The organism is Pantoea sp. USHLN298 (assembly GCF_037149395.1).
In the GTDB taxonomy this organism is placed as follows: domain Bacteria; phylum Pseudomonadota; class Gammaproteobacteria; order Enterobacterales; family Enterobacteriaceae; genus Pantoea; species Pantoea astica.
Genome location: NZ_JBBCRO010000004.1, coordinates 37520 through 57093, shown reverse-complemented (window position 1 = coordinate 57093; position 19574 = coordinate 37520). Strand labels below are relative to the sequence as shown.

The 19574-nt window shown below is 59.2% G+C and carries 14 protein-coding genes; 10 read left to right on the top strand and 4 right to left on the bottom strand.

The window, feature by feature from the left end; genetic code table 11:
- The first annotated feature begins 1 nt into the window (after window position 1).
- The 6 genes from hrpB to fhuB all read left to right on the top strand — a co-directional run bounded on the left by hrpB (window position 2) and on the right by fhuB (window position 11243).
- On the top strand, window positions 2-2485 hold the full coding sequence (hrpB, locus tag WFK59_RS11325) for an ATP-dependent helicase HrpB (RefSeq protein ID WP_336755815.1): 2484 nt from the start codon (window positions 2-4) through the stop codon (window positions 2483-2485).
- A 98-nt stretch (window positions 2486-2583) separates the two neighbouring features.
- On the top strand, window positions 2584-5121 hold the full coding sequence (gene mrcB, locus WFK59_RS11320) for a bifunctional glycosyl transferase/transpeptidase (RefSeq protein ID WP_233985260.1): 2538 nt from the start codon (window positions 2584-2586) through the stop codon (window positions 5119-5121).
- Window positions 5122-5321: 200 nt separating this feature from the next.
- A complete protein-coding gene (gene fhuA, locus WFK59_RS11315) occupies window positions 5322-7541 on the top strand; it encodes a ferrichrome porin FhuA (RefSeq protein WP_336755814.1) in 2220 nt (739 codons plus the stop codon).
- 39 nt (window positions 7542-7580) lie between these two features.
- Entirely contained in the window at window positions 7581-8375 is a 795-nt protein-coding gene (fhuC, locus tag WFK59_RS11310; RefSeq protein WP_233985259.1) for a Fe3+-hydroxamate ABC transporter ATP-binding protein FhuC, read from the top strand.
- A 10-nt stretch (window positions 8376-8385) separates the two neighbouring features.
- Window positions 8386-9264, top strand: coding sequence for a Fe(3+)-hydroxamate ABC transporter substrate-binding protein FhuD (gene fhuD, locus WFK59_RS11305; RefSeq protein WP_336755813.1), 879 nt, complete (start codon window positions 8386-8388; stop codon window positions 9262-9264).
- On the top strand, window positions 9264-11243 hold the full coding sequence (gene fhuB / locus WFK59_RS11300) for a Fe(3+)-hydroxamate ABC transporter permease FhuB (RefSeq protein WP_336755812.1): 1980 nt from the start codon (window positions 9264-9266) through the stop codon (window positions 11241-11243). Before fhuD ends, fhuB begins: the two co-directional genes overlap by 1 nt.
- 45 nt (window positions 11244-11288) lie before the next feature.
- Here fhuB and hemL read toward each other — a convergent pair whose 3' ends face one another.
- Window positions 11289-12569 carry a glutamate-1-semialdehyde 2,1-aminomutase gene (gene hemL / locus WFK59_RS11295; protein WP_233985256.1) on the bottom strand — a complete coding sequence of 427 codons (1281 nt, stop codon included), beginning with the start codon at window positions 12567-12569 and terminating at the stop codon, window positions 11289-11291.
- A 204-nt stretch (window positions 12570-12773) separates the two neighbouring features.
- Between hemL and erpA the strand changes: the two genes are divergently transcribed.
- Complete coding sequence (gene erpA / locus WFK59_RS11290) at window positions 12774-13121, top strand: iron-sulfur cluster insertion protein ErpA (RefSeq protein WP_031375266.1); 348 nt, start codon at window positions 12774-12776, stop codon at window positions 13119-13121.
- A 30-nt stretch (window positions 13122-13151) separates the two neighbouring features.
- On the opposite strand, the gene WFK59_RS11285 is transcribed toward erpA, so the two are convergent.
- The 3 genes from WFK59_RS11285 to mtnN form a co-directional block, all read right to left on the bottom strand.
- Window positions 13152-13403 (bottom strand): hypothetical protein, encoded by a 252-nt coding sequence (locus tag WFK59_RS11285; RefSeq protein WP_336755811.1) that lies wholly within the window; start codon window positions 13401-13403, stop codon window positions 13152-13154.
- Between the two features lie 114 nt (window positions 13404-13517).
- Window positions 13518-14321 (bottom strand): vitamin B12 ABC transporter substrate-binding protein BtuF, encoded by an 804-nt coding sequence (gene btuF, locus WFK59_RS11280; protein ID WP_233985254.1) that lies wholly within the window; start codon window positions 14319-14321, stop codon window positions 13518-13520.
- Window positions 14314-15012 carry a 5'-methylthioadenosine/S-adenosylhomocysteine nucleosidase gene (mtnN, locus tag WFK59_RS11275; RefSeq protein ID WP_233985253.1) on the bottom strand — a complete coding sequence of 233 codons (699 nt, stop codon included), beginning with the start codon at window positions 15010-15012 and terminating at the stop codon, window positions 14314-14316. Before mtnN ends, btuF begins: the two co-directional genes overlap by 8 nt.
- 92 nt (window positions 15013-15104) lie before the next feature.
- Between mtnN and dgt the strand changes: the two genes are divergently transcribed.
- The 3 genes from dgt (at window position 15105) to WFK59_RS11260 (ending at window position 19512) form a co-directional block, all read left to right on the top strand.
- Window positions 15105-16595 carry a dGTPase gene (gene dgt, locus WFK59_RS11270; protein WP_233985252.1) on the top strand — a complete coding sequence of 497 codons (1491 nt, stop codon included), beginning with the start codon at window positions 15105-15107 and terminating at the stop codon, window positions 16593-16595.
- 134 nt (window positions 16596-16729) lie between these two features.
- The gene (gene degP, locus WFK59_RS11265; RefSeq protein ID WP_233985251.1) at window positions 16730-18169 is read left to right on the top strand and encodes a serine endoprotease DegP; all 1440 of its coding nucleotides are present in this window, start codon (window positions 16730-16732) and stop codon (window positions 18167-18169) included.
- Between the two features lie 185 nt (window positions 18170-18354).
- On the top strand, window positions 18355-19512 hold the full coding sequence (locus WFK59_RS11260) for a CdaR family transcriptional regulator (protein ID WP_233985250.1): 1158 nt from the start codon (window positions 18355-18357) through the stop codon (window positions 19510-19512).
- Window positions 19513-19574: the final 62 nt, after the last annotated feature.

Genomic DNA, 19574 nt, shown 5'->3' with positions numbered 1-19574 from the left:
AATGCGCGCCATCTTAGCACAGGCAGAAGCGGAGTTTGCTGTGAGCGATTTACCGGTCAGCGCGGTGCTGCCTGACATTCTGGCAGCGCTGAGCCGCGCCTCACAAATCCTGCTGGCGGCACCGACCGGCGCAGGCAAATCAACCTGGCTGCCGCTACAGCTGTTGCAGCAGGCGGAGTTGCCAGGCCGGATCATTATGCTGGAGCCGCGACGGCTGGCGGCGCGCAACGTGGCGCAGCGGCTGGCGGAGCAGCTGGGCGAACAGCCGGGTGCCACGGTCGGGTTCCGGATGCGCGGCGAAAGCTGCGTCGGGCCACAGACCCGGCTGGAAGTGGTGACCGAAGGAATGCTGACCCGGATGTTACAGCACGATCCGATGCTGGACGGGGTTGCGCTGGTGATCCTCGATGAGTTCCACGAGCGCAGCCTGCAGGCCGATCTGGCGCTGGCGCTGCTGCTGGATGTCCAGCAGGGACTGCGCGATGACCTGAAGATTATGCTGATGTCCGCCACGCTGGACAACGCCCGGCTGGCGGCGCTGCTGCCGGATGCGCCGCTGATCGTCTCAGAAGGGCGCAGCTACCCGGTTGAACGGCGCTACGCCTCACTGAACGCTAACGTACGTTTTGAAGAGGCTGTGGCGCGTGAAGTGGCGCAGCTGCTGCGCGAGGAGCAGGGCTCGTTGCTGCTGTTTTTGCCTGGCGTGGCGGAAATCGAACGGGTTAAGCGCGAACTGGAATCACGCATCAGTGACGACATCGACCTGACGCCGCTGTATGGCGCACTGCCGCTGGCGGCACAGCGTCGGGCGATTCTGCCCGCCGAACAGGGAAGACGCAAAGTGGTGCTCGCCACCAATATCGCCGAGACCAGCCTGACCATTGAGGGGATTCGGCTGGTGGTCGACAGTGCGCTGGAACGCAGTGCGCTGTTTGATGCCCGCAGCGGCGTGACGCGTCTGCAGACTCAGCGCATCAGTCAGGCCTCGATGACCCAGCGCGCCGGACGTGCCGGACGTTTAATGCCGGGCATCTGCCTGCATCTGCTGCCGCAGGAACAGGCGTCACGCGCGGCGGCACAGAGCGAAGCGGAAATCCTGCACAGCGATCTCTCCTCACTGTGGCTCGATCTGCTGCAGTGGGGCTGTACCCAGCCGCAACAGCTGCAGTGGCTTGATCTGCCGCCAGCCAGACATCTGGCAGCGGCGCAGCAACAGTTAACCCGCCTCGGCGCGCTGGACAATCATGGACTGCTCAATCCGCTGGGACGGCGGATGGCCGCGCTGGGCTGCGATCCCCGGCTGGCGGCGATGCTGTGCGCCGCCGGGCAGGATGCTGATGCGGTCGCCAGCGCGGCGCTGCTGGTGGCGATTCTGGAAGATCCGCCGCGCAGCGGCAGTGCCGATCTGCGTGATGCGCTGCACCGGCCGCAACCGCAGTGGCTGCGTCGGGCGCAGCAGTGGCAGCGACGGATCAAGGTCAGCGGCGGTCGGGTGGATGAGGATCGCTTCGCCAGCTTGCTGGCGGCAGGATTTGGCGATCGACTGGCGCGACGGCGCGACGAGAGCGGCCGTTATCAGCTGGCCAATGGACTGGGCGCCCGGCTGGATCAGCAGGATGGCCTGACCCGCAACGCGTGGCTGATCGCTCCGGCGCTGTTGCAGGTCAGCGCCACGCCGGACGCACGAATGCTGCTGGCGCTGCCGGTCGATATTGAGGCGCTGTGTCAGCAGCAGCCAGCGCTGATTGAACGCCGGACCGAAGTGGAATGGGATGAGGAGAAAGGCACGCTGCGCGCTTTCCGGCGTGAGCAGATTGGCGCGCTGGTGCTGAAAACCCAGCCGCTGGCCCGCCCGGAACCGGCGGTGCTGCACGCAGCGATGCTGCGCTGGATCGCCGAAAAAGGTCTGGCGGTATTGGGCTGGACGCCGCAGGCGGAGCAGTTGCGGCTGCGCATCCAGTGTGCCGCACAGTGGTTGCCGGAAGAGTCGTGGCCGGCGGTGGATGACGCCGCGCTGCTCGACAGCCTCCCGCAGTGGCTATTGCCGCAGATGTCCGTCGTGCGCGATCTGAAAACGCTGCAATCGGTAGACCTTGTCAACGCGCTATTACATTTACTCACATGGTCACAACGTCAGCGGCTGGATAGTGCGCTGCCAACTCATTACACTGTGCCGACCGGAAGCCGGCTGCCGATCCGCTATGATGCAGACAAGCCACCGGCGCTGGCGGTGCGGATTCAGGAGATGTTTGGCGAAGCCACCAATCCTGCCGTTGCGGAAGGTCGGGTGCCGCTGGTGCTGGAGCTGTTATCACCGGCGCAGCGCCCGTTACAGATTACCCGTGACCTGGCGGCGTTCTGGCGCGGCGCGTACCCGGAGGTCCGCAAAGAGATGAAAGGACGCTATCCTAAACATCCCTGGCCAGACGATCCGGCCACCGCCTTGCCAACAAGGCGCACCAAAAAAATGTCCCCGCAGGGTTGAGACCGCTGGATCGAATTCAGAGGGTTCTGCCATGCGGAACGCCAGAAAGCAGTTAGAGTAGCGGCGCAGCCGTAAGCTATGCCTGGAGAATAAAAGCAATGTCTGGGAACGATCGCGAACCTATTGGGCGCAAAGGTAAACCGTTGCCGCCGCGCAGCAGCGCGCGCCGGGGACGCCGCAGGGATATCGAACAGGATATCGATCAGGACGATTTTAATGATGACGAGGAGGAAGCGCCGGTGCCACGTAAAGGTAAAGGTGGAAAACCGCCGCGCGGCAAACGCCGTTGGCTGGGATGGTTAATTAAGCTGTTCCTGGTGTTTGTGGTGGTCATGGCCGCGTGGGGCGTCTACCTCGACTCGGAAATTCGCAGCCGGATAGACGGTAAAGTGTGGCAACTGCCCGCCACCGTTTATGGCCGTATGGTCAGCCTTGAACCGGGGATGGCCTACAACAAAAGTGAAATGGTCGCGCTGCTGGAAGGGACGCAATACCGCGAGGTGTCACGCATCACCCGGCCTGGCGAGTTTTCGGTCAAAGGCAACACCATTGATCTGCTGCGTCGCCCGTTCGATTTCCCCGACAGTAAAGAGGGGCAGATCCACGCACGGATGAGCTTCAGCAAAGATGAGCTGAGCGAGATTAAAAACCTCGATACCGGCCGCGATTTTGGCTTTTTCCGCCTCGATCCGCGACTGATCACCATGCTGCAATCGCCGAACGGTGAACAGCGTCTGTTCGTACCGCGCGCCGGTTTCCCGGATCTGCTGGTCGATACGCTGATTGCCACCGAGGATCGCCACTTCTACGAACATGACGGCATCAGCCCCTATTCGATTGGTCGCGCCTTCCTCGCCAACATCACGGCCGGGAAAGCGGTGCAGGGCGGCAGTACGCTGACCCAGCAGCTGGTAAAAAACCTGTTCCTCACCAACGAGCGTTCGCTGTGGCGTAAAGCGCGTGAAGCCTACATGGCGGTGATCATGGATGCGCGCTACAGCAAAGACCGCATTCTGGAACTCTACCTGAACGAGGTGTATCTCGGTCAGGCTGGCAGCGATCAGATTCGCGGCTTCCCGCTGGCCAGTCTCTACTACTTTGGTCGCCCGGTTGATGAGCTGAGTCTGGATCAACAGGCGATGCTGGTCGGCATGGTGAAAGGCGCGTCACTCTATAACCCGTGGCGTAACCCGAAACTGGCGCTGGAACGCCGCAATCTGGTGCTGCGCCTGTTGCAGCAGCAGAAAGTGATCGACCAGGAGCTGTATGACATGCTGTCGGCGCGTCCGCTGGGCGTGCAGCCGAAAGGCGGGGTGATTACGCCGCAGCCAGCCTTTATGCAGATGGTGCGTAATGAACTGCAGGCGAAGCTCGGCGACAAGGTGAAAGATCTCTCCGGCGTGAAGATCTTCACCACCCTCGATCCGGTCTCGCAGGATGCGGCGGAAAAAGCGGTGATCGACGGCATTCCCACGCTGAAAAAACAGCGTGGCCTGAAAGATCTGGAAACCGCGATGGTGGTGGTTGACCGCTTCAGCGGTGAAGTGCGCGCCATGGTCGGCGGTGCCGATCCGCAGTATGCCGGTTACAACCGTGCGCTGCAGGCGCGCCGCTCGATCGGTTCACTGGCCAAACCGGCGACCTATCTCACCGCGCTGAGTCAGCCGAACAGCTATCGCCTGAACAGCTGGATCGCCGATGAGCCGATTGCGCTGAAGCAGCCCAACGGCAGCGTCTGGAAACCGATGAACGACGACCGTCGCTTCAGCGGCAAAGTGATGCTGGTGGATGCGCTGACCAACTCGATGAACGTGCCTACGGTGAATCTGGGGATGACGCTGGGTCTGGATGCGGTGGTTGATACCTGGAACAAGCTGGGCGTGCCGAAAGATCAGCTGCATCCGGTGCCCGCGATGTTACTGGGTGCGTTGAACCTGACGCCGGTTGAAGTGGCGCAGGCGTTCCAGTCGATCGCCAGCGGCGGCAACCGCGCTTCGCTGTCGGCGGTGCGCTCGGTGATTGCGGAAGATGGCAGCGTGCTCTATCAGAGCTATCCGCAGGCGCAGCGCGTTGAGCCAGCTCAGGCGGCCTATCTGACGCTCTACACCATGCAGCAGGTGGCGGATCACGGTACGGCGCGTGCGCTGGGGGCGCGTTTCCCGAATGCCCACCTGGCGGGCAAGACCGGAACCACCAACGATCTGGTCGACAGCTGGTTTGCCGGTATCGATGGTAAAGAAGTGGCGATTACCTGGGTCGGTCGTGACAACAACCAGCCGACCAAACTCTATGGCGCCAGCGGGGCGATGCAGCTCTATCGCCGCTACCTTGACAACCAGGCACCGATGCCGTTGCAGCTGACGCCACCGGAAGATGTATCACTGATGAACATCGACTCGGCTGGCAACTTTGTCTGCGGCAGTGGCAGCAGCACCTGGCGTTCACTGCCGGTCTGGGCGCTGGACCCGAATGCGCTGTGTCAGCAGCAGCAGCAACAGGTCCAGCAGCAGCAACAGCTGTTTGATCAGCAACAGCAACAACAGCAGCAGCAACAGCAACAACCGGCTCAGCAACCGCAGGAGCAGAAAGACAGCGACGGCGTAGCGGGGTGGATAAAAGATATGTTTGGTAAATAATTTCACCAGACTGGTTAAAAAGGGCGCTTCGGCGCCCTTTTTTTGTGCCTGATCAATACCGGTTAATCGCGCTGCAAACGGCGTCACGCCTGGGATTTATCCTTGCAGTCCCGGCGGCGTTTCGCATATTATCCGACCGTTATAATAATCATTATCGTTTCGATTCGCCTGCCGATCCCTCATAGTTAAGAGACACCTTTATGAATGCGCGAACGACTTTTCCTTGTTCTGTAAAAAAACAGTTTTACCGCCAGCCTTTGGGAATCATGATTGCGCTGGCTTTGACCAGCCTGAGCAGTAACCTGCTGGCGGAGGAGACCCTGGTGGTGTCAGCAGACGGCGGTGCCAGCGCGCCAGCCGAAAGCGCGTGGGGACCAGCGGCGACTATCGCGGCGAAACAGAGCGCCACCGGGACCAAAACCGATACGCCGATCGAAAAAAATCCGCAGTCTGTTTCCGTGGTGACACGCGAAGAGATGGAAATGCGTAACGTCACCAGCGTCAAAGGGGCGTTTAACTACACGCCTGGCGTGCTGACCGGCAACCGCGGCAGTTCAGACGTGATTGATGCCCTGTCGATTCGCGGCTTCAGCGAAACCAATACCAACCAGTACCTGGATGGCCTGAAACTGCAGGGGGATAACTACTCTGAGTTCGCCATCGATCCTTACTTCCTGGAGCGCGCTGAACTGCTGCGTGGTCCGGTGTCGGTGCTGTACGGCAAGAGCAATCCCGGCGGTGTGGTCTCGCTGGTGAGTAAGCGTCCGACTCAGGAAACCCTGCGTGAAGTGCAGTTCCAGATGGGCAACGATAACCTGTTCTCAACCGGCTTCGACTTTGGTGGCGCGCTGGATGATGATGGCGTCTACAGCTATCGTCTGACCGGTCAGGCGCGCAGTCAGGATGCGCAGCAGGCGATGAACAAAGAGAAGCGTTACACCATCGCACCGGCATTCAGCTGGCGTCCGGATGACCGTACCCGTATTGATCTGCTGACCTATTTCCAGAACGAGCCGGAAACCGGCTATTACGGCTGGCTGCCGCGCCAGGGTACAGTGGTGCCGATTACCCGTCCTGATGGCAGCGAGTACAAACTGCCAACCAATTTTGATGAAGGCGAGCAGAGCAACAAGATTTCGCGTAACACCAAAATGGTCGGTTATAACGCCGAGCACAGCTTTAATGACACCTGGACGGTGCGCCAGAACCTGCGTTATGCCGACCTGCGCACCGATTACCGCAGTATTTATGGCAGCGGTTTTAATCCGCAAACTCAGGAGATTAATCGCGGCTCCGCCATTTCTGAAGAGAAGCTCAATCAGTTTGCGGTCGATACTCAGGCGCAGGCGAAATTTGCCACCGGCCAGCTGGATCACACGCTGCTGCTGGGCGTCGATTATCAACGGACCCGTAACGATATTGATGCTGCCTTCGGCACTGTTACGCCACTTAATGCGATCAACCCCCAATATGGCAATGACACTGCAATCGGTACGCCATACCCTTATCACTATCTCAATAAACAAGAACAAACCGGTCTTTATGCACAGGATCAGATGGAGTGGAATCGCTGGGTACTGACGTTAGGCAGCCGTTACGATTACGCCACGACCTCTGCGCTTAACCGCAGCAGCAGTACCGAAGTGAAAAATCACGACCAGGCATTCACCTGGCGCGGTGGTCTGAACTATGTGTTTGATAATGGTGTGGCTCCCTACTTTAGCTACAGCGAATCATTCATTCCCAACACCGGCACTACGTCCGGCGGTCAACCCTTTGATCCCTCACGCGCGAAGCAATATGAAGCTGGCGTGAAATATGTTCCCAAAGATCGTCCGGTGGTGCTTACCGCCGCCGTTTACCAGCTGACCAAAACCAAAAACCTGACGGCTGAACCCGGTAATCTCAGTTTCAGCGTGCAGGGCGGTGAAATCCGGTCGCGCGGTGTGGAACTGGAAGCCAAAGCGGCGCTCAATGCCAACGTCAACCTGACCGCGTCCTATACCTATACCGATGCGGAATATACCGAAGATACGCTGCTGAAAGGCAAAACGCCGGTACAGGTGCCGAAGCACATGGCCTCCTTGTGGAGTGATTACACCTTCCACGAGACCGCTTTGTCAGGGGTAACGATCGGCGCTGGGGTTCGCTACGTGGGTGAAAGTCAGGGGCTGTATGCTGAAACCACAGATAATAGCGCTGCTGGACTCTCGAACCAGAACTTTAAGGTGGCCGGTTACACCACGGTCGATGCCGCGCTGAAATACGATCTCGCGCGTTTCGGTTTGCCGGGCTCGACAGTGGGCGTCAACGTCAACAACCTGTTTGACCGTGAATATGTCGCCAGCTGCTACCGTGACTACGCCTGCTACTGGGGCGCGGAACGCCAGATTGTGGGTACTGCCACTTTCAGATTTTGATTGATCCGGGCGCTGCGGCGCCCGTTCACAGGGATAACCATGCCGCATCCGCACGCAGAAGACGCGACCTTTACACTGGATAACGCCAGTTTTCAGGTACCGGGTCGTACTCTCCTTCAGCCGCTGTCGCTGACCTTTCCGCCAGGCAAAGTCACCGCGCTGATTGGTCACAACGGCTCGGGTAAATCGACGCTGCTGAAAATGCTGGGTCGTCATCAGAGCGCCAGCACCGGCCAGGTGCTGCTCAACCAGCAGCCGGTTGAACGCTGGAACAGCAAGGCTTTTGCCCGTGAGGTGGCCTATCTGCCGCAGCAGCTACCGGCCGCGGAAGGCATGACGGTGCGCGAGCTGGTGGCGATTGGTCGCTATCCGTGGCACGGCGCGCTGGGGCGTTTTGGTCAGGACGATCGCGACCGGGTCGAGGATGCGATTGCGCGCGTCGGGCTGAACGCCTTCGCCGGACGGTTAGTTGATAGCCTGTCGGGCGGTGAACGTCAGCGCGCCTGGCTGGCGATGATGGTGGCGCAGAACAGCCGCTGTCTGTTGCTGGATGAGCCGACTTCGGCGCTGGATATCGCCCATCAGGTCGAGGTCCTGGCGCTGATTCAGACGCTGAGCCGTGAGCGCGGGCTGACCGTGATTGCGGTGCTGCACGATATCAATATGGCGGCACGCTACTGTGATCATCTGGTGGCGCTACGTCAGGGTGCGTTAATCGCCCAGGGCGGGCCGGAGACGATCATGCAGGCTGAGGTGCTCGGCGAGATTTACGGCATACCGATGGGCATTTTACCGCATCCGCAGGGCGGCGCCCCGGTCAGTTTTGTCTACTAAGGATGGCCTCATGCCCGATCTGTTACGCCGCAGGTTGATGCTGGCGCTGGCGGCTGCACCCTTGCTCCGCAGCCTGCCGCTGGGCGCTGCCACGCCAGATCTGTCGCGCATTATTGCCCTGGAATGGCTACCCACCGAACTGCTGCTGGCGCTTGGCGTCACGCCCTATGGGGTAGCGGATCTGCACAATTACAACATCTGGGTCGGCGAGCCGTCACTGCCCGACGCGGTGGTGGATGTGGGCCTGCGCACTGAACCGAATCTGGAACTGATGGCGCAGATGCAGCCGTCGCTGATCCTCTGTTCTAACGGCTACGGCCCGTCGAAAGAGAAGCTGACGCGTATTGCGCCCATTATGGGTTTCGATCTGAACAGCGGTGACGGTAAACCTTTTAGCACCGCGCGCGCCTCGCTTCGTCAGCTGGCATCACGCCTTGGATTAAGCGCGGTGGCCGGGCAGCATCTGCGCGAGGTCGACAATGAACTGGCTGCGGCGCGCCAGCGTCTGGCACCTTATGCCGGACGGACGCTGTTGCTGATGTCGCTGCTCGACAGTCGCCACGCTATTACCTTCGGCAAAAACAGCCTGTTTCTTGAAGTCATGACCTTGCTGGGCCTGAAAAATGGCTGGCAGGGCGAAACCAACTTCTGGGGCAGCGCGGTGGTGGGTATCGAACAGCTGGCCTCGCTGAGCGAGGTGGATGTCATCTGCTTTGATCATGATAACGAGGCGGATATGCAGCAACTGATGCGTAGCCCGCTGTGGCAGTCAATGCCGTTTGTACGGGCCGGGCGCTTTCAGCGCGTACCGGCGGTCTGGTATTACGGCGCGACGCTGTCGGCGCTGCACTTTGTGCGCGTGCTGGAACGCGCGCTGGAGACGCACTGATGCGCCATGCTCTGTTTCCCACGGCGCTGCTCAGCCTGCTGTTTCTGCTGGCGGCGGGCCTGACGCTGGTTAACCTGCAGCAGGCGTTACCGCCGGCGCAGTGGTCGCAGGCGCTGTGGTCGCCTGTCACCGATAACGTGGCGCAGATGGTGTTTCACTACAGCCTGCTGCCGCGTCTGGCGCTGGCGCTGCTGGTTGGGGCCGGGCTGGGCTTAGCCGGTTTGCTGTTCCAGCAGGTGCTGCGTAATCCGCTGGCCGAACCGACCACGCTGGGTGTCTCCTCTGGCGCACAGCTCGGCATCACCGTGGCGACCTTGTGGCAGTTGCCCGGCGGCGCGATCACTCAGCAGTTCGCTGCCCTGATCGGGGCCGTCGGGGTTGGCGTGCTGGTGTTTGGCGTGGCGTGGCGCAAGCGTCTGTCACCGGTCACCCTGATTCTGGCTGGCCTGGTGCTGAGTCTCTACAGCGGCGCGGTGAACCAGATTTTTGCCATCTTCAATCACGATCAGTTGCAGAACATGTTCCTGTGGAGCACCGGCGCGCTGAATCAGATGAGCTGGGAAAACGTGCTGCAACTCTGGCCGCGTCTGCTGCTGGCACTGCTGCTGGCGCTGGCGCTGCTGCGTCCGCTGACGCTAATGGGGCTGGATGATGGCGTGGCGAAGAATCTGGGACTGGCGCTGTCGCTGGCGCGTATCGGCGCGCTGGCGCTGGCGATCCTGCTCAGCGCGCAACTGGTCAATGTCGCCGGGATTATCGGTTTTATCGGGCTGTTTGCGCCGTTGCTGGCGAAGTTGCTGGGTGGACGCCGGTTAATCAGCCGGATGATGCTGGCACCGCTGATCGGCGCGCTGCTGCTGTGGCTGGCGGATGGCTGCGTGCAGTGGTTGAGCGTCCACTGGCGCGATATCCCGACCGGCACCGCCACCGCGCTGCTGGGCGTGCCGATTCTGCTGTGGCTGCTGCCACGACTGCGGACCGGCTCGGTGGCACCGGCGCTGAACCAGGGCGATAAGGTTCCGGCTGAGCGACAGCATCTGCTGCGCTGGGCACTGGCTGGCCTGCTGGTGCTGGCACTGCTGGCGTGGGGCGGCCTGGCGTTTGGCCGCAATGCGCAGGGCTGGATCTGGTCTGCGGGCGAGATGCTGCATCAGCTGCTGCCGTGGCGCGCCCCGCGCGTGCTGGCCGCGCTGGTGACCGGGCTGATGCTCGGCGTGGCGGGCAGTCTGATCCAGCGTCTGACCGGTAATCCGATGGCCAGCCCGGAAGTGCTCGGCATCAGTTCCGGTGCCGCCTGTGGTGTGGTGGTGATGATGTTCTTCGTGCCGGGCGATGCGCTGATGTGGCTGCTGCCCGCTGGCGCGATCGGCGCAGCGCTGACCCTGCTGGTGATCATGGCTGTAGCCAGCCGCGGCGGCTTCTCGCCGGAGCGGATGCTGCTGGCGGGGATGGCGCTTAACAGCGCCTTTGTCACGCTGCTGATGCTGCTGCTGGCCAGTGGCGATCCGCGCATGGGCGGCCTGCTGAGCTGGATTTCCGGCTCCACCTATAACATCAGCGGCAGTCAGGCGATACAGAGCGCGATCTGTGCGCTGCTGCTGGTGGCGCTGGCCCCGCTGGCCAGCCGCTGGCTGACGCTGCTGCCGCTCGGTAGCGCAACGGCACGCTCGGCTGGCATGGCATTAACCCCGGCCCGGCTCAGCCTGCTGCTGCTGGCTGCGGCGCTGACTGCCAGCGCCACGCTGACTATCGGACCGCTGAGCTTTGTCGGACTCATGGCACCGCATATGGCCCGGATGCTGGGCTTCCGGCGGGCCTTACCGCAGTTGCTGCTGTCAGGCTTGCTGGGGGCGGGATTGATGGTGTTGGCGGACTGGTGCGGGCGGATGCTGGCGTTTCCGGATCAAATCCCGGCCGGGCTGATGGCGACCTTTTTAGGCGCACCTTACTTTATCTGGCTGCTGCGGCGTTCAGGCTAAAAAAAAGACCGGCGCTTGCCGGTCTGAGATTGCTATTACTGGCGATTACAGCTTCGCGAAACAACGACGCGCGGCGTCGATGGTGCGCTGAATATCTTCTTCGCTATGGGCCAGCGACATAAAGCCCGCTTCAAAGGCCGACGGCGCAAAGTAGACGCCTTCTTCCAGCATCAGGTGGAAGAAGGTTTTAAAGCGCTCCACATCGCAGCGGGTGACGTCGGCGTAACAGGTCACGCTGTCAGCATCGGTGAAGAAAAGGCCAAACATGCCGCCGACGTGGTTAACCACCAGCGGAATGTTTTGCTGCTGCGCCGCGTCACGCAGGCCGGTCGCCAGTTTGCGGGTCAGGGCATCCAGCGTCTGATGGGTACCAGGCTGCGCAATCTGAGTCAGACAGGCGTAACCGGCCGCCATCGCGATCGGGTTGCCCGACAGCGTACCCGCCTGATAGACCGGACCGGTCGGGGCCAGCGCCGCCATCACTTCACGACGGCCGCCAAACGCGCCAACCGGCATCCCGCCACCGATAATCTTTCCAAGGCAGGTCAGGTCCGGACGGACGTTGTAATACTCCTGCGCGCCGCCCAGCGCCACGCGGAAACCGGTCATCACTTCATCAATGATCAGCAGCGCGCCGAACTCATCACACAGCGCCCGCAGGCCGGGCAGGAAGTCTGGCTGCGGCGGAATGCAGTTCATATTGCCGGCGACCGGCTCGACGATGATCGCCGCGATCGCTGCGGGATACTGTTCAAAGGCGGTGCGGACTGAATCGAGATCGTTATAGGTGCAGGTCAGGGTATGCTTCGCAAAATCGGCCGGCACGCCTGGTGAATTAGGCTGACCGAGAGTTAATGCGCCCGAGCCGGCTTTGACCAGCAGATGATCGGCGTGGCCGTGATAGCAACCTTCGAACTTGATGATTTTATCGCGGCCGGTAAAGCCACGCGCCAGGCGAATGGCGCTCATGGTGGCTTCGGTGCCGGAGTTGACCATGCGCACCATCTCCATGCTCGGCACCAGTTCGCACACCAGCTGCGCCATGGTGACTTCCATCTCCGTTGGCGCGCCAAAGCTCAGACCGCGCTCAGCGGCCTCAATCACCGCGTTGCGAATCCCGGCGTTATTGTGCCCCAGCACCATCGGGCCCCATGATCCGACATAATCAATGTAGGCTTTGCCATCGGCGTCATACAGGTAGGCGCCATTGGCGTGTTCGATAAACAGCGGAACGCCGCCCACACCGGTAAATGCGCGTACCGGCGAGTTTACGCCACCCGGAATCAGGCGTTGTGCCTCGGCAAACAGTTGTTCGGACTTACTCATTTTCGGCTCCAGCGGTTCATAAAAATATCGCGCCATTCTACGGAAGAGGCGCAGCAGACGAAAGCCGGTTTCACCAGCCGCTATACTTAACCTTAGTGAAAGCGGCACAGAGTGCGAAGGGCAGAGCTTGATTGCGCTGAGGTGCTGGCAGATAATAGCGGTATTAAGGTCGTTTTCTGACCTGGACGTTTAGCGGAGTAAAACATGAGTGATGATGTAGCAGCACTGCCGTTGCAGTTTACCGACGCAGCAGCCACCAAGGTGAAGAACCTGATTGCCGACGAAGAGAACCCGGCGCTGAAATTACGCGTTTATATCACCGGCGGAGGTTGCAGCGGCTTCCAGTACGGTTTTACTTTTGATGACCAGATGAACGACGGCGATATGACTATCGAGAAACAGGGCGTTTCGCTGGTGGTCGATCCGATGAGCCTGCAGTATCTGGTGGGCGGTTCGGTGGATTACACCGAAGGGCTGGAAGGCTCACGTTTTATCGTCACTAACCCGAACGCCAAAACCACCTGTGGCTGTGGTTCTTCGTTCAGTATCTGATGATGCAGGCCGTCTTCCTGACGGCCTCGCTTACCACTCTATCGTTACCAGCTGATGGTTTTTTCTTTCACTCCCCTCTGACTGAATGACGCTGCGCGTCACCCGCGGTTGCGCACTTGTCTGTCCGCCGCAGTCGATCTGCGGCACAGACCGCGCTTCAGGACGCTGAATTTCACAGCGTGAAAAGATGACAAGCCTGACGCCAATAGAGCCGCTCACCGATCCCGCCAGCGTGTACGCCGGGATCAGCAGCCCCATCGCTAGTAGCAGTGCTCTGGTCATGTAAGGTTCCTGGTGTTGTTCAAAAAGCGCTAAGCGCTAAAAGGACGGCGAGCATACGTGGCGCGCGCGTCTCATATCTTGATTAACGGCAAAAAAGGCTGTTTCTTTAACCGATTAGTTGGATTTTTGTGCGGGATGCAGGGCGGCACACAGCTGTCCGGCCGCCAGTATCAGCCGTGGGCCGGGACGGCTGAGCCAGTCATCATTAATCGCGATCACCGGCACGCTGAGCTGCGGCTGCCAGAATGTCCGGACGTTCTCAGCCTGGCGGGCAGTCCCGCCGATCACAATCGCCTGCGGATGACGCATCAGCACCTGTTCGCGGCTGACCTGCGGCCAGCTGACACGGCTGTCAGCAAAGATATTCCGACCGCTGCAGAGTTCAATGATCTCGTTTTGTAAGGTCGATCTGGCGGCGGTAAACAGCGGCTGCTGACCAAACTGTAAAAACAGCGGCACCACCGGCAGGTGAGCGTAGCGCTGACGCAGCCCGGCTTCCTGCTGTCGCAATTGCTGTGCGGCTTTCACGGCCTGTTCGGGATGCGGGCTCCACTGCGCCAGCTTGTCCAGCGTGGCGATCATCTGATCCAGCGTAACCGGATCGACCCATTCTATTTTCATTCCGAGCTGCTGTAGCTGATCGATCTGCCGCTGCGGGTTGCCGCCACGCCAGGCTAAAATCAGATCCGGCTTCAGTTGCAGAATACGTTCGAGGTTAATTCCCTGCCAGTTGGCAACCTGCTCAATCGGTTTCGCCTGCGGCGGATAGTCAGACCAGGCGCTGACCGCAATCGGGGTAATCCCGGCGGCAAAGGCGAGTTCAGTCAGGTGGGGAGCGAGGGTGATAACACGCGGTGGGGAAGCCAGCAGGCTGCCGCTGATCAGCAGCAGCCAGCAGAGCAGTAGCGATTTAGCCACGCGCCAGGCGCGCCAGCAGGTTCTCCACCATCAGCGACGACTGCTTAGCCGCAACGCTGAGGAACTCATCAAAGCTCAGATGCGAAGCCTGGTCAGCGACGTCAGAGATAGCGCGAACCACCACAAAAGGCACCTGGAACTGGTGACAGACGTGACCGATGGCCGCGGCTTCCATTTCTACGGCGATCGCCTGCGGGAACTGCTGACGAATGCGTTCCAGCGGCCCGGCACCGTTGATAAAGGCGTCACCGCTGACCACCAGGCCACGTACCGCATTGAGATCGAGCTGCTGAATGCAGGCTTCGGCGGCGGCAATCAGACCACTGTCGGCGACAAAGGCTGCCGGGCAGCCGGCCATCTGGCCTGGCTCATAACCAAAGGCGGTGACATCAGCATCGTGATAACGCACTTCTTCCGATACCACGATATCGCCCACGCTCAGCGAAGAGGCTAAGCCACCGGCAGAACCGGTATTGATCACCACGTCTGGCTTACACAGCTGCAGCAGCAGGGTGGTACCCAGCGCGGCGGAGGTTTTACCAATGCCCGATTTCAGCAGTGCAACCTCAACGCCGTTCAGGATGCCGGTATAAATTTCACAGCCAGCCAGCGATAAAGTTTGACGGTTTTCGATTTTGTCGCGCAGCAGGGTAACTTCCTGCTCCATCGCACCAATAATGCCTGCTTTCATAGTGAGTCCCGCTAATGTAAAAGGTCGAAATTTAGGGCATAGTCTAGCATGGCTAACAGGGGATTAATTCACGAAAAAATAAGGGGTAATCAATGTCAGCGATCAATTTCAGGAAGAAGATCAGCTTCTCACGCCCTTATACCAGTCGAAAAGATCCGGAGGGGGAATATTACATTACCCGCCACTTTGAGAGCGACCGCGGACGGATCATTAATTCCGCGGCCATCCGCCGGTTGCAGCAGAAAACCCAGGTCTTTCCGCTGGAGCGTAACGCCGCGGTGCGCTCACGGCTGACCCACTCGCTGGAAGTGCAGCAGACCGGTCGCTACATCACCAAGGAGATCCTGCAGACCCTGAAAATGCAGGGCGGGCTGGCGCAGTATGGGCTGGACGAGCTGGAAGGCGCATTTGAAAGCCTGATCGAGATGGCGTGCCTGCTGCATGACGTGGGTAATCCGCCGTTTGGTCATTTCGGCGAGGCGGCGATCAACGACTGGTTTGAAGATAATCTTCCCGCTGAGCTGGTCGATCCGCTGGTGGCGGGCGTGGAAGGCGACACGCAACGCCGCGCCTTCGACCAGTTAAATGCGATGATCCGTCAGGACTTGTGTCATTTCGAAGGCAATGCACAGGCGATACGGATGGTCCATAGCCTGTTGCAACTCAACCTCAGCTATTCGCAGGTGGCCTGCATTCTCAAATATACCGCGCCAGCCTGGTGGCAGGGCGAGAAGCCCGCTGAATTTAGCGTATTAATGAAGAAGCCAGGCTTTTATCTTTCCGAGCAGGACTATATTAGCGACCTGCGCGCCGCGACCAATATGGCCGAACATCACCGTTTTCCGCTGACCTATATAATGGAAGCGGCCGATGACATCTCCTATTGTATTGCCGATTTGGACGACGCTGTAGAAAAAGATATATTTAATGTTGAGAGTTTGTATGAATTTCTCAATAAAGCCTGGGGTCCGGTTAAAAATAATGACGCATTCAGCCGCACCATTGGCGAAGCCTGGCGTGAAGCCTGCAGTAAAAAACGCCGCAGCCGCAGCGATCAATTTTTTATGTCATTACGCGTAAATGTTCAGAGTGTGTTAGTGACCTATGCCGTGAAGCGTTTTGTAGATAATCTGCCCGCGATATTCGACGGTCACTTCAATCATGCGCTGCTGGAAGATGATGGCGAAGAGGGCCGTCTGCTGCAGTTATTCAAAACGGTAGCGCGCCAGCAGGTATTTAATCATTCCGAAGTAGAACAGCTGGAATTACAGGGCTATCGGGTGATCAAGGGGTTGCTGGAAATTTATCAACCGCTGATGCGTCTCAATTACGAAGCCTTTACTACCCTGATAAACGAGGACTTTTTGCGGCAGCACCCGATAGAGACCCGGCTGTTCCATAAACTCTCCGGCAAACACCGTAAAGCCTATCTGCATAAAATGCGTACGCTGGTGGTAGAGCATAAATATGAGCGGCTGTTGTGGGAACGTTATTATCGTTTTCGCCTGATTCAGGATTATATTAGCGGGATGACCGATCTCTACGCCTGGGATGAGTACCGGCGTTTAATGGCCGTCGAATAATCGTCAATTGTAAAGGTCGGGAATAAATTTTTACCTTTGGTTGAAACTTTAAAAGGAACTTCGCGCTAAAACAATTATCTCACTCATCGACCACAGCAATGGTCTGGACAGTTATCCTCAAGAGAAACCAAAAAATGAAAAAAAAGAGCTTAATGTTAAGTGCGCTGGCCCTGAGCCTGAGTATGGCACTGGCGCCCGTGACCGTTTCCGCTGCGCAAACCGCCTCTTCTGATAGTCAGCAACTGCCAAGTCTGGCACCGATGCTGGAGAAGGTGATGCCTTCAGTGGTCAGTATTAGTGTAGAAGGCACCACCACGGTAAAAACGCCGCGTATGCCGCAGCAGTTCCAGCAGTTCTTTGGCGATAATTCGCCTTTCTGCCAGGATGGCTCACCGTTCCAGAGTTCACCGATGTGCCAGAGCGGCGGCGGTGCTGAGGGCGGCGCGCCTGGCCCGAATACGCAGCAGGAAAAATTCCGTGCGCTGGGATCGGGTGTGGTGATCAACGCTGAAAAAGGCTATGTGGTCACCAACAACCATGTGGTGAATAACGCCACCAAAATTCAGGTTCAGCTGAGCGATGGCCGTCGCTATGACGCGAAAGTGATCGGCAAAGATCCAAGCTCCGATATTGCCCTGATTCAGTTGCAGGATGCGAAAAACCTCACCGCAGTGAAAATGGCCGACTCTGACAATCTGCGGGTCGGTGACTACACCGTGGCGATCGGTAACCCGTATGGCCTGGGTGAAACCGTGACCTCGGGCATCGTCTCCGCGCTGGGCCGCAGCGGCCTGAACGTGGAGAATTACGAGAACTTTATCCAGACCGATGCGGCGATCAACCGGGGTAACTCCGGCGGCGCGCTGGTTAATCTTAACGGTGAGCTGATCGGTATCAATACGGCGATTCTGGCACCGGATGGCGGCAACATCGGTATCGGCTTTGCCATCCCGAGTAATATGGTGAAAAACCTGACTGCGCAGATGGTGGAGTTTGGTCAGGTTAAGCGCGGTGAGCTGGGTGTGCTGGGTACCGAGCTGAACTCTGAGCTGGCGAAAGCGATGAAAGTCGATGCGCAGCGCGGTGCCTTTGTCAGTCAGGTGCTGCCAGGTTCGGCAGCGGCGAAAGCCGGTATCAAAGCGGGCGATGTGGTGGTGTCAATGAACGGTAAACCACTGACCAGCTTTGCGGCGCTGCGTGCCGAAGTGGGTTCGCTGCCCATCGGCACCACCCTGAAGCTGGGCCTGCTGCGTGACGGTAAGCCAGTGGATGTTTCGGTTCAGTTGCAGCAGAGCAGCCAGGCGAAAGTGCAATCCGCCACCATCTACACCGGTATTGAAGGCGCGGACCTCAGCAACAGCGAAGTCGGCGATAAAGGGGTTCGCGTGGATAACGTCAAAGCGGGCAGCGCTGCTGCGCGTATCGGCCTGAAAAAGGGCGATGTGATTCAGGGCGTGAACCAGCAGCCGGTGACCAATCTGGGCGAACTGCGTAAGATCCTTGATTCTAAACCGTCGGTACTGGCGCTGAACGTCAAGCGCGGCGACAGCAGCATCTACCTGCTGATGCAGTAAGCGATAACGCAAGGCTATCAGGCGGACTTCGGTCCGCCTTTTTTATTTCCTCTGTCCGTCACCGGGCAGAATGTGATGCTGACCGCAAATTCGCTAAATGCCCGGCTGGCTCTGTGCAGTTGCACAATGTTCTGGCCGCCTTCCATGCGTATTCTATCTCTCCCCCTCTTTTTCTGGAGTAATGGATGGCTACCTATCATCTTGATGCCCGGCTGGCGCAGGATATCGTGGCGCGCACCATGAAAATTATTGACAGCAATGTCAACGTGATGGACGCGCGTGGCCGGATTATCGGCAGCGGCGATCGCGAGCGGATTGGGGAATTGCACGAAGGCGCGCTGCTGGTGCTCTCTCAGGGACGGGTGGTCGATATTGATGAAGCGGTGGCGAAACATCTGCACGGGGTACGGCCGGGCATTAACCTGCCGTTGCGGATTGATGGCGATATTGTCGGGGTGATCGGTCTGACAGGTGAGCCGCTGGCGCTGCGCCATTATGGTGAACTGGTCTGTATGACGGCAGAGATGATGCTGGAGCAGGCGCGGTTGCTGCATATGCTGGCGCAGGACAGCCGCCTGCGTGAAGAGCTGGTGCTGAACCTGATTCGCAGCGATACCCTGTCGCCCCAGCTAACCGAATGGGCGCAGCGGCTCGGCATCGATCTTAACCAGCCGCGGGTGGTCGCTGTGGTTGAGGTCGATAGCGGCCAGCTCGGTGTGGATAGCGCCATGTCAGAACTGCAACAGCTTCAAACGCTGCTGACCACGCCGGAGCGTGACAATCTGATCGCCATTGTTTCGCTAACCGAAATGGTGGTGCTGAAACCGGCCCTGAACGGGCATGGACGTTACGATCAGGAGGATCACCGCCGACGGGTAGAGCAGCTGTTGCAGCGGATGAAAGAGAGTGGTCATCTGCGGATGCGGATTGCGCTGGGGAACTTCTTCACCGGCCCTGGCAGCATTGCACGTTCTTACCGAACTGCCCGCACCACCATGATGGTTGGTAAACAGCGGATGCCGGACGTGCGCAGCTATTTTTATCAGGATCTGGTGCTGCCGGTGCTGCTCGACAGCCTGCGCGGCGGCTGGCAGGCCAATGAACTGGCGCGGCCGCTGGCGAAGCTCAAGAGCATGGATAACAACGGCTTGCTGCGACGGACGCTGATTGCGTGGTTTACGCATAATGTGCAGCCGAGTGCGACTGCACGTGCGCTGTTTATCCACCGCAATACGCTGGAATATCGACTGAACCGGATTTCGGAGTTAACCGGGCTGAATCTCAGCCATTTTGACGATCGGCTGCTGCTCTACGTGGCACTGCAGCTGGATGAGCAGGGCTGAGAGAAACGGCGCGGCAGAAAAAGCAAAGGCCAGCAGTGCTGGCCTTTTTCATCGCTGGTCTG